At 38.9% G+C, this 9593-nt stretch carries 11 protein-coding genes; all 11 read left to right on the forward strand.

Going from position 1 to position 9593, the window contains the following annotated elements:
* Positions 1-233 precede the first annotated feature (233 nt).
* Positions 234-407: a hypothetical protein gene (locus tag GGQ84_RS14750; RefSeq protein WP_429163571.1), complete on the forward strand. Its 174-nt coding sequence runs from the start codon at positions 234-236 to the stop codon at positions 405-407.
* A gap of 75 nt (positions 408-482) precedes the next feature.
* Positions 483-1259 carry a type III pantothenate kinase gene (locus GGQ84_RS14755; RefSeq protein WP_429163572.1) on the forward strand — a complete coding sequence of 259 codons (777 nt, stop codon included), beginning with the start codon at positions 483-485 and terminating at the stop codon, positions 1257-1259.
* Positions 1260-1264: 5 nt separating this feature from the next.
* Positions 1265-2233 carry a tRNA dihydrouridine synthase DusB gene (dusB, locus tag GGQ84_RS14760; RefSeq protein WP_429163573.1) on the forward strand — a complete coding sequence of 323 codons (969 nt, stop codon included), beginning with the start codon at positions 1265-1267 and terminating at the stop codon, positions 2231-2233.
* 109 nt (positions 2234-2342) lie between these two features.
* The gene (locus GGQ84_RS14765; protein ID WP_429163574.1) at positions 2343-2747 is read left to right on the forward strand and encodes a hypothetical protein; all 405 of its coding nucleotides are present in this window, start codon (positions 2343-2345) and stop codon (positions 2745-2747) included.
* A 22-nt stretch (positions 2748-2769) separates the two neighbouring features.
* Positions 2770-3594 (forward strand): 4Fe-4S binding protein, encoded by an 825-nt coding sequence (locus tag GGQ84_RS14770; RefSeq protein WP_429163575.1) that lies wholly within the window; start codon positions 2770-2772, stop codon positions 3592-3594.
* The gene (locus tag GGQ84_RS14775; RefSeq protein ID WP_429163576.1) at positions 3584-4291 is read left to right on the forward strand and encodes a hypothetical protein; all 708 of its coding nucleotides are present in this window, start codon (positions 3584-3586) and stop codon (positions 4289-4291) included. The genes GGQ84_RS14770 and GGQ84_RS14775 overlap by 11 nt, the downstream gene beginning before the upstream one ends.
* A 110-nt stretch (positions 4292-4401) precedes the next feature.
* The gene (locus tag GGQ84_RS14780) at positions 4402-4932 is read left to right on the forward strand and encodes a transcriptional regulator (RefSeq protein ID WP_429163577.1); all 531 of its coding nucleotides are present in this window, start codon (positions 4402-4404) and stop codon (positions 4930-4932) included.
* 13 nt (positions 4933-4945) lie between these two features.
* The gene (locus GGQ84_RS14785) at positions 4946-5869 is read left to right on the forward strand and encodes a quinate 5-dehydrogenase (protein ID WP_429163578.1); all 924 of its coding nucleotides are present in this window, start codon (positions 4946-4948) and stop codon (positions 5867-5869) included.
* A gap of 18 nt (positions 5870-5887) precedes the next feature.
* A complete protein-coding gene (locus GGQ84_RS14790; protein ID WP_429163580.1) occupies positions 5888-6985 on the forward strand; it encodes an NAD(P)-binding domain-containing protein in 1098 nt (365 codons plus the stop codon).
* Positions 6986-7237: 252 nt separating this feature from the next.
* Positions 7238-7717, forward strand: a complete 480-nt coding sequence (gene greA, locus GGQ84_RS14795) for a transcription elongation factor GreA (RefSeq protein ID WP_429163579.1) — start codon at positions 7238-7240, stop codon at positions 7715-7717.
* 8 nt (positions 7718-7725) lie between these two features.
* Positions 7726-9195, forward strand: coding sequence for a lysine--tRNA ligase (gene lysS, locus GGQ84_RS14800; protein WP_429163581.1), 1470 nt, complete (start codon positions 7726-7728; stop codon positions 9193-9195).
* The last annotated feature ends 398 nt before the right edge of the window (positions 9196-9593 follow it).

The raw sequence follows: 9593 nt of genomic DNA on the forward strand, positions 1-9593 counted from the left end.
CCTTTTTGCTGATCAGCTTCGGACACCTCGTATAATACCAAGGGGGCTTTTTTTATTCAATCCTCATTTAAATTCATTACAGGAATGCTCCTTTATGATGCTATTAGGACAAGTACTATTATGACATAGTTGGTTGAATTTTGTAATAATAACTTTTTGGCAAAACGCATGGGAACATTGGAAAGAGCAAATAATAAAATCGTGAAAATTAAACCAGCTGGGAGGTAGTTGAGATGACTGAATTTAGAATGGGAATGCCTGAAAATTCAGAGCCAAATTATAAGTGTGGTAACTGCGGAGCCATGGTGTCAGTAGAGGGAGAAAACAAGAAGGATTGTTTTGTATGTGGAAATCAATTAAACTCACAAAAAGATAATATCATTGAAGCATCTAATGAAGACTATTAAAAATTTGCTTCTTATTGCCATTGGTACAGCCATCTGATAAAATGTGAAAGAAAAAAGGTGAAAAGAGGTGGCAGGATGCTCTTGGCATTTGACGTAGGGAATACTAATATTGTAATTGGTATATATGGTGATGATAATCAGCTTAAGGTAAACTGGCGGATTTCAACTGAAAGGCAAAAGACTGCTGATGAATACGGGATGCTATTAAAACAGCTTTTTGATTTTAATCAGATAGAACTTACGGATATTAGTGATGTAATAATATCCTCAGTAGTTCCACCGCTTATCACCGCACTAAGTGAAATGTGTGAAAGTTATTTTGGCTTTCAGCCAGTGCTAGTAGGTCCTGGAGTTAAGACTGGGATAGCAATAAAATATGATAACCCAAGAGAGGTTGGAGCAGATAGAATTGTAAATGCAGTAGCTGCTTATAAAAAATACGGAGGACCTTGTGTAGTGGTTGACTTCGGTACGGCCACTACATTTTGTGCTGTCTCGGAAAAGGGAGACTATTTGGGAGGGGCAATTGCACCTGGAATTAATATCTCAACTGAAGCTTTGTTTCAAAAGGCGGCAAAACTTCCACGTATTCAGCTAGTTAAACCAGAAACTATAATTGGCAAAAACACTGTGGTTAGTATGCAGGCAGGAATAGTCTATGGATACATATCTCAGGTAGATGGCATTGTTAAGCGGATGCGCCAAGAACTAGGAGGAGATGCCATTGCTATTGCTACAGGAGGACTAGCTTCTTTTATTGGAGAAGAATCCGAGGCCATAGACTATATAGATGAAATGCTGACAGTTGACGGATTGCGTATAATATATGAGATGAACCGAAATAGGAGCTGATCTGATTGCGTTTAGGAAAAATAGAATTAGAGACAAATGTGATCAGCGCGCCCATGGCGGGAGTTACTGATAAGACTTTTCGGATACTGGCAAGGGAAATGGGTTGTGAACTAGTTTGTACTGAAATGGTAAGTGATAAGGCTCTTTGTTATGACAATAATCGCACCAAAAAGCTGATTGATATAGAGGGGGAAGAGGCCCCCGTTTCAGTGCAGCTATTTGGGTCTGATGCTAGCTATATGGCAGAGGCGGCAAAAATAGTTGCCCGCAGTGGGGCCACTATAATAGATATTAATATGGGGTGCCCTGCCCCTAAGATAGTAAAGAACGGAGAAGGTTCAGCCCTGATGCGCAATCTGCCTTTAGCCCAAGAAATTATAAGAGCTGTGGTTGAAGCAGTGGACTTGCCAGTGACAGTAAAAATGCGCTTAGGCTGGGATCAGGATGAGATTACAGTGAAAGAGTTGGCCAAAATTGCAGAGCAGAATGGGGCTGTGGGAATAACTATTCATGGCCGTACTAGAAGCCAGTTCTACAGTGGGAGTGCTGACTGGGATGCCATTGCACGAGTTGTGGACGAGGTAAATATTCCAGTGATTGGAAATGGAGATGTATGGGAACCTGGAGATGCTAAGAGAATGATAGAACATACTGGCTGTGCTGGTGTGATGATTGGGCGAGGTGCGATGGGGAACCCCTGGATATTTAAGCGTACAAATCACTTCTTGGCCACAGGAGAGCTATTGCCCGATCCAAGCGGTGACGAAAAGGTTGCTATGGCTCGAAGGCATTTGGACTTAATTGTAATATATAAGGGAGAGGTTATGGGTGTTAAAGAGATGCGCAAGCACGCCTCTTGGTACATCAAGGGATTACCTGGTGCCACTAGGATGCGGGAGTTAATCAATCGCATTGAGACAAAGGATGAAATGAATAGAATAATGCTGGAATACGAAAAAACCTTGCTGAGATAGCGAGGTCTTTTGATTCTTGACATAATCTTGATATTTTGCCAAAGAGTTCTTGAAAAGTTAAGTGTACAATAGCATTGTAAACAAAAATTGACAAAGGGAGTTGGTTTGAATGAAAAAGAAACTTAAAAAAATTGTAGTAACAGCTATTGCAGGAACACTTTTGGTGGCGGGCTCTGCAAATATGGCGGTAGCCGACGATGGCGTGAGAGGAAAAAACATGAACGGCTTTGGACTGAGTCAAGGTTTGACGAAGCAATTTGTTATGGATTACCTCAATCTGGATATTGATGCTTTTCGCAATGAGCGTAGAGAGGGCTTGAGTACAGTGGAGATTTCAGAAAACAGAGGAGTTCCTGGGGATGAATTAATTAATGCAGTAGTAGAGTTTCGCTCTGATAACCTAGCAGAGGGCTGTACAATTGAAATGGCAGAGGAAAAAATAACAGAAAACCTAAATCGAGCACCCGAGCCTAAAGAAGGGCGTGGCACTCAGATGAGGGGCGCTGGAAGATAGAGCGAGCTAAGGAGTAGAGCAGATGAACAAGATTTGGACTAGAGCCTTGGTGCAGGTGTTTTTCTTTTTACTTGTAGCAGGGATTGTCACCAACAGACAATTAGTTGAAACAGGAAACGCCATCCCTTTCTTGGCAGAGGCATCAATTCATGCCATCTGCCCCTTTGGGGGCGTGGAAAGCATGTATCAATATCTAGTGGTAGGCTCATATACTCGCGAGATATTTCAGTCTTCTTTTGTTTTAATGTACCTAGTGTTTGCCATGACCCTTTTATTTGGAGCTGTATTTTGTGGTTGGGTTTGCCCTTTAGGGACAGTGCAAGAGTGGGTTGGCAAACTGGGCAGGAAAATATTTGGATTTAAATACAATAAAATGATTCCTAAAAAGGTAGATGCAGCAATGCGTTATCTGCGATATCTGGTTCTGGGCTGGGTGTTGTACGGAACAGCCAAAATGGGTCACTTGATATTCAAATCAATCGATCCTTATTATGCCCTATTTCAATTTTGGACAGGAGAGGTTGCAGTAACTGCCTTTATTGTCCTGGCTCTTACACTGGGTGGTTCACTTTTAGTTGAGCGGCCCTGGTGTAAATACCTATGTCCCTATGGAGCAGTTCTAGGAGCTGTTGCTAAAATAAGAGTCTTTGCTCTAAACCGGAACCCTGATACCTGTGTCAGCTGTAATCTATGCAGTAATAATTGTCCCATGAATATTGATGTGGCTGATGCAAAATCCATCCGACACAGTCAATGTATTGGTTGTATGGAATGCACATCTGAGGCTATCTGTCCTGCACCTAATACTGTAATTATGGGTATGAGGGGGATTAGTCGTGAGAATTAACAGCAAATTAATGGGATTTATAATTGTGACGATAATAATTGGAGGAATATTTGGGGCTAACGCATTGGAGCTATGGCAAACCCAAAGAGGTGGAGAGCAGCTGAGGACAGCGGTAGCAACTGAACCTGAAGAGATTAGAGGGAACTTTCGCTTTCAGGATATTAGTGACCAGTTTGAAATTCCATTAGAAGTAGTGCTAAGAGCTTTTTGTTTTGAAAATCATCCTATGGGAAGCCACATTCGAAGCGGAGATATAGAAGATATCTACCATGAGGTTGTGGGCATAGATGAGGATATAGGAAATGGCTCGGTGCAGTTCTTTGTGGCACTGTATACAGGCAATACTCCTCAATTAATAGAAGAGACCTTTCTTCCTGACAAAGCAGTGGAAATATTACTGGATAAAGGTATTAGCCAAGAGTGGGAAGATTATATAAAAGAGCATTCGGTGACAATAGGTGATTTAAGTGATGTGGATATTGATACTTTTGTAGAGAAAGAGGACTTTGCGATTAAAGGAGTAACTACCTTTAGGGATATACTAAATCAAGGGGTGAGCCAAGAGGAAATTGAAGAAGTACTAGGAGGCATCATGCCTAATCCCCTTATGACAATTAGAGACTATTGTGAAGACCGAGGGATTGGTTTTGGTGGCATGAGAGTACAATTAGAGCAATTGCTAAAAGAAGAAGTATAGCTGAATGGCTATGCTTCTTTTTTTTCTTGAATTTTAAGTACATTTTTGATACTATTGAAACAGTATAAATGTACACAAAGTTGTGCACACTATTTGGTAGGTGAATACATATGGATATTGTTAGAGTCGGTGATAAATTAATTAATAAAGAAAAGGTTCACTCTTTTGTGGATTCAGTTTTCAAACTTCGGCAACAGGGACTTTCTCAGCAAGATGTAGCTAAAAAGCTTAGAACTGACCGTACGATTATTTCTAGATTAGAAGGGATCGGAGAAATAAGAAAAGGGGCATCAATTGCTGTCATCGGATTTCCTTTGAAAAACAAAGAGGAGATAGAAGAGGTTCTTTTAGATGTAGGAATAGAGTTTTATTTACTAATGACGGAAGCTGAGCGTTGGGACTTCGTAGGAAAAAAAAATGGACTGGAGCTATTAAACCGAGTTACTGAAATTATTGCGAAAGCCAGAGCCTGCGATGTGGTCATAATTATTGGTAGTAATTCAAGGATTAAAGTAGCTGAGGCTCTTCTAGATAAACAGGTGCTTGGGATGGAAATTGGACAATCGCCAATAGAGGAAGATAAGTACGTTGATCCAGAGCAGTTAAGAACGCTGTTGGCTAGTATAAGTAATAAAGCTTAGGTTGGTGATAGTTATGAAAAAAATTGTTAGCGTCAGCTTGGGATCTAGCAAAAGAAATCACAAGGTAGAGCTAGAGTTACTAGGTGAAAAATTGAGTGTGGAGAGAGTTGGAACTGACGGTAATGTAGATAAGGCAATAGCCCTAATAAAAGAACTAGATGGAAAGGTTGACGCCTTTGGGATGGGCGGAATTGATTTATATATTTATGCAGGTGAGAAGCGTTATACTTTGAGAGAGGCTGTCAAAATAGCAAAGGCAGCGAAAAAAACTCCTATAGTTGATGGTAGTGGATTAAAGAACACGCTAGAACGAAAGACTATAGACTACTTACAGAAAGAAGGTATAGTAGACTTTAAAAAATGTAAGGTGCTAATGGTCAGTGCCGTAGATAGATTTGGAATGGCGCAGACATTTGATAAAATAGGGAGTTCAGTAGTATACGGAGATTTAATTTTTGCACTAGGGCTACCATTGCCACTGAAATCGTTAAAAGCAGTTGAAAAGTTAGGACGAATAATTGTTCCGGTAATGAGCAAATTACCTGTTAAGTATCTTTACCCCACAGGTGATAACCAAAATAAAGTGAAGAAAAAGCATGAGTACTATTACAAAACTGCAGATGTAATTGCTGGAGACTTCCATTTTATAAAAAAATATATGCCACAAGATATGAAAGGCAAAATTATAATAACTAACACTGTGACAGCTAATGATATGGAAGACTTAGAGCGAAAAGGGGTTAGTAAGCTAATTACAACTACGCCGGAATTAGAGGGTAGGTCTTTTGGGACTAATGTGATGGAGGGTGTTTTAGTTAGCCTTATAGAAAAAAACATGGAAGAGATTACTGCAGAAGATTACTTGGAAATTATTAAAAAATTACACATGAAGCCAAGAATTGTAGACTTTACAAGAGGTAGCAAAGCTCAGGCTTAAGAGAAGGAGTGATTTATGTTGGACAAATTTGCCTTTATTATTCACCCGTTGGACACAAGCGATATATATAGAAAATTTAGCTTTGCTAAAAAGCTTCCAGAAAAGATGGTAGAAAGGGCTATGCGGTTTTTGCCTCCAGTAAAAGCTTCATACATAACTAATATAAAATCAAAGCATAATACTACAGAGGGATGGTTTGTTGCATGTCCCCTTTCAGCAAAGCAGATGGTGGATTTGCCAACTGATTTTGTTATAAAGAGAATTATACAGACTGGTAAGTTGGCAGAAAAGTTAGGTGCAAAAGTAGTTGGACTTGGAGCTATGACTTCTGTAGTAGGCGATGCTGGGATAACAGTAGCTAAGAATTTAAATATTCCTGTTACAACAGGGAACAGCTATACTGTAGCAACTGCCATAGAGGGAACAAAAAGAGCAGCTAAATTAATGGGAAAAGACTTAAAAGAAGTTAAGGTTGCAATAATAGGGGCTACAGGATCTATAGGCAATGTATGTGCTCATTTGATGGCTCGTGAGACAAAGGATATGGTTATAGTAGCAAGGGATCAACAGCGTCTTGATAAGCTGGCTAATAAGTTGTTATATGAATATGGGCTAGCTATTAACACAACTGTGAATGTAAAAAAAGCTGTATCCCAAGCAGATGTTATTATATCCGTTACCGGATCAGCTGAATCCGTTATTGAGCCTGGGGATATTAAGCCAGGAGCGGTTATATGCGATGTAGCTAGGCCACGGGATGTCTCTAAGAAGGTAGCGGAAGAGAGAGATGATGTACTAATTATAGAAGGTGGAGTTGTAGAAGTTCCTGGAGATGTTGAATTTAACTTTGACTTTGGATTTCCTAAGAAGACTTCTTACGCCTGTATGGCTGAAACGATGATTCTGACATTGGAGAAAAGGTTTGAGAATTACACTTTAGGTAGAGAATTGTCTTTAAAGCAAGTGGAAGATATTCAAAAAATGGCTGATAAGCACGGATTTAAGCTGGCGGGCTTTAGAAGCTTTGAAAGAGCGGTATCAAGCGACCATATAAGGCAAATTCAAGCTAGAGCTATTGAAAGATTAAAAAAATTAACCGCTGCATCAACTTTATAAGCCAAAAAGCCTTGACAAAAACTGTACTTGCTCTATATAATTACCAATAAGTATTTGCTCAAAAATATAAAGAAGCACTGTCACCACTAATTGGTGGCAGTGCTTATTGTAGTAATAAAGAGCATACAAATATATTACATTTATTGGTTTCGCCAATAGGAGTATAAGTATCTAAAAAATAACATATATTGATTTACAACTGTGTTTTAGATTTTGCACTAAAACAATCAGGTGAAAAGGGAGCGAGAGATAATGGTTGAAAAAGAAATATTTTTAACTCCAGATGGACTAAAAAAATTAGAAAAGGAACTGGAGGAGTTAAAGTCAGTTAAGAGAAGAGAAGTAGCAGAGCGTATTAAACAAGCAATAGAATTTGGTGATATTAGTGAGAACTCCGAATATGAAGATGCAAAAAATGAACAAGCTTTTATAGAAGGTAGAATTATAACCCTTGAAAAAAAATTGAGAAATGCTAGAGTTATTAGCGAAGAGGATTTAGCCGCTGGAATAGTGACAATAGGAACTACTGTTGTATTAAAAGACATGGAATATGATGATGAGATAGAATACACCATTGTTGGCTCTATGGAAGCTGACCCAGCAGAAAATAAAATATCAAATGAGTCACCTGTAGGGAAAGCAATTTTAGGGAAAAGTATAGGTGATGAAGTTGATGTAGAAGTTCCTGCAGGTTTGTTAAAATATAAGGTTATTGACATCAAGGAGAAATAGAGAGGGGTATTTTTGTGGATGTGGAATTAAATGAATTGCTACAGGTAAGACGAGAGAAAATGCGAGAACTAAAAGACAAAAACATAGACCCTTTTGGAACGAACTTTAAGCCTAAGCATACTACGGCAGAAACACTAGCTAATTTTGAGAACTTTGGGGAAGAAGACAAAGTATTGATTGCTGGAAGGATAATGGCAAAAAGGGGACATGGTAAGGCCGCATTTGCTCATGTACAAGACTTGTCTGGACAGATTCAAATTTATGTGCGGATGGATACTGTAGGTGAGGAAACCTATGATTTATTTACCAAAATGGACATTGGTGATATTGTAGGTGTAGAAGGTTCGGTCTTTAAAACTAAAAAAGGTGAGATTACTGTTAAGGTTAGCAATATAGAGTTGTTATCCAAGTCGTTACGACCACTTCCTGAAAAATGGCATGGACTTAAAGATGTGGAAATGAGATATAGACAGCGCTATGTTGACCTGATGGTTAATCCTGAATCTCGTGATGTGTTTGTGGCTAGAAGTAAGATAATAAAAGAAATGAGAAGGTTTTTAGATGATAGAGGGTTCTTAGAGGTTGAAACACCATCAATGCATGCTATTGCTGGTGGTGCTTCTGCTAGGCCTTTCATTACTCACCATAATGCTCTTGACATTGATCTTTATATGAGGATTGCTCTAGAGCTTCACCTGAAGCGATTAATAGTTGGTGGTATGGAGAGAGTGTATGAGATAGGCCGAATTTTTAGAAATGAGGGTATCTCAACTAGGCATAACCCAGAATTTACGATGATTGAATTGTATCAAGCGTATGCTGGCTATGAAGATATGATGGAACTTACAGAGCAAATGATTGCCCATATAGCTAAAGAAGTTCTTGGGACTACAGTAGTTAATTATCAAGGTGAGGAAATAGACTTAACACCTCCGTGGACAAGAATAACTATGGTAGATGCTATTAAGAAGTATGCTGACGTGGACTTTAGTGGAGTGAATGACCAAGAGGCTAAAGCTATTGCTGATAAGTTAGGCATAAAGATAGAAGGAGAAGTTACTAAGGGTATTATAATAAACGAGGCTTTTGAACAGTTTGTAGAACCAAAACTAATACAGCCTACTTTTGTTATGGACTATCCTATTGAAATTTCACCTTTAGCTAAGCGCAAAGAAGATGACCCTAGCTTTACATACCGATTTGAAGCTTTTGTAGTCTGTAGAGAGTTGGCTAACGCCTTTTCTGAATTGAACGACCCGATTGATCAAAAAGAGAGATTTCAAAAGCAGGTAGAGCAGAGGGAAGCTGGAGATGACGAAGCCCATATGATGGATGATGATTTTGTGACTGCACTAGAGTATGGAATGCCTCCTACAGGGGGGCTTGGCATTGGTGTGGACAGGCTAGTAATGCTGTTAACAGATGCATCATCTATTCGGGATGTAATCTTGTTCCCTACATTAAAACCGCGAGAATAAACTTCTAAAACTATTAAGCTCATGTGGGATCATAAATCCCCATGAGCTTTTATAGTTAAAAAAACGTTCGCTGAAGAAAAAACGGCAAACAAAGGAGTATTTAAGACTAAAGAGAGAAAAAACAAGAATAACAGCACTTAAAGGAACTTGAAGCAAGGTGGGAGGCGTGTTATATTATTCATTGTCGTCGCGGCGCAACAATAAGCCGAGAGACATAAATCCTCTAAATTGAGGTAAATTTTAAAATTTAAGTCGAAATTTGCTTGACAAAACAAGGAGTATTAATTATAATTTTGACTTAGATTGGTCTTTGAAAACTAAACAGTTGTGCGATTTAAAAAGAAAAGAACCACACAGTTCTTTTGAAGTAATTAAGAAATTAGCCAAAGTTCAATCTT

The organism is Desulfitispora alkaliphila, from assembly GCF_050433185.1.
In the GTDB taxonomy this organism is placed as follows: domain Bacteria; phylum Bacillota; class Desulfitisporia; order Desulfitisporales; family Desulfitisporaceae; genus Desulfitispora; species Desulfitispora alkaliphila.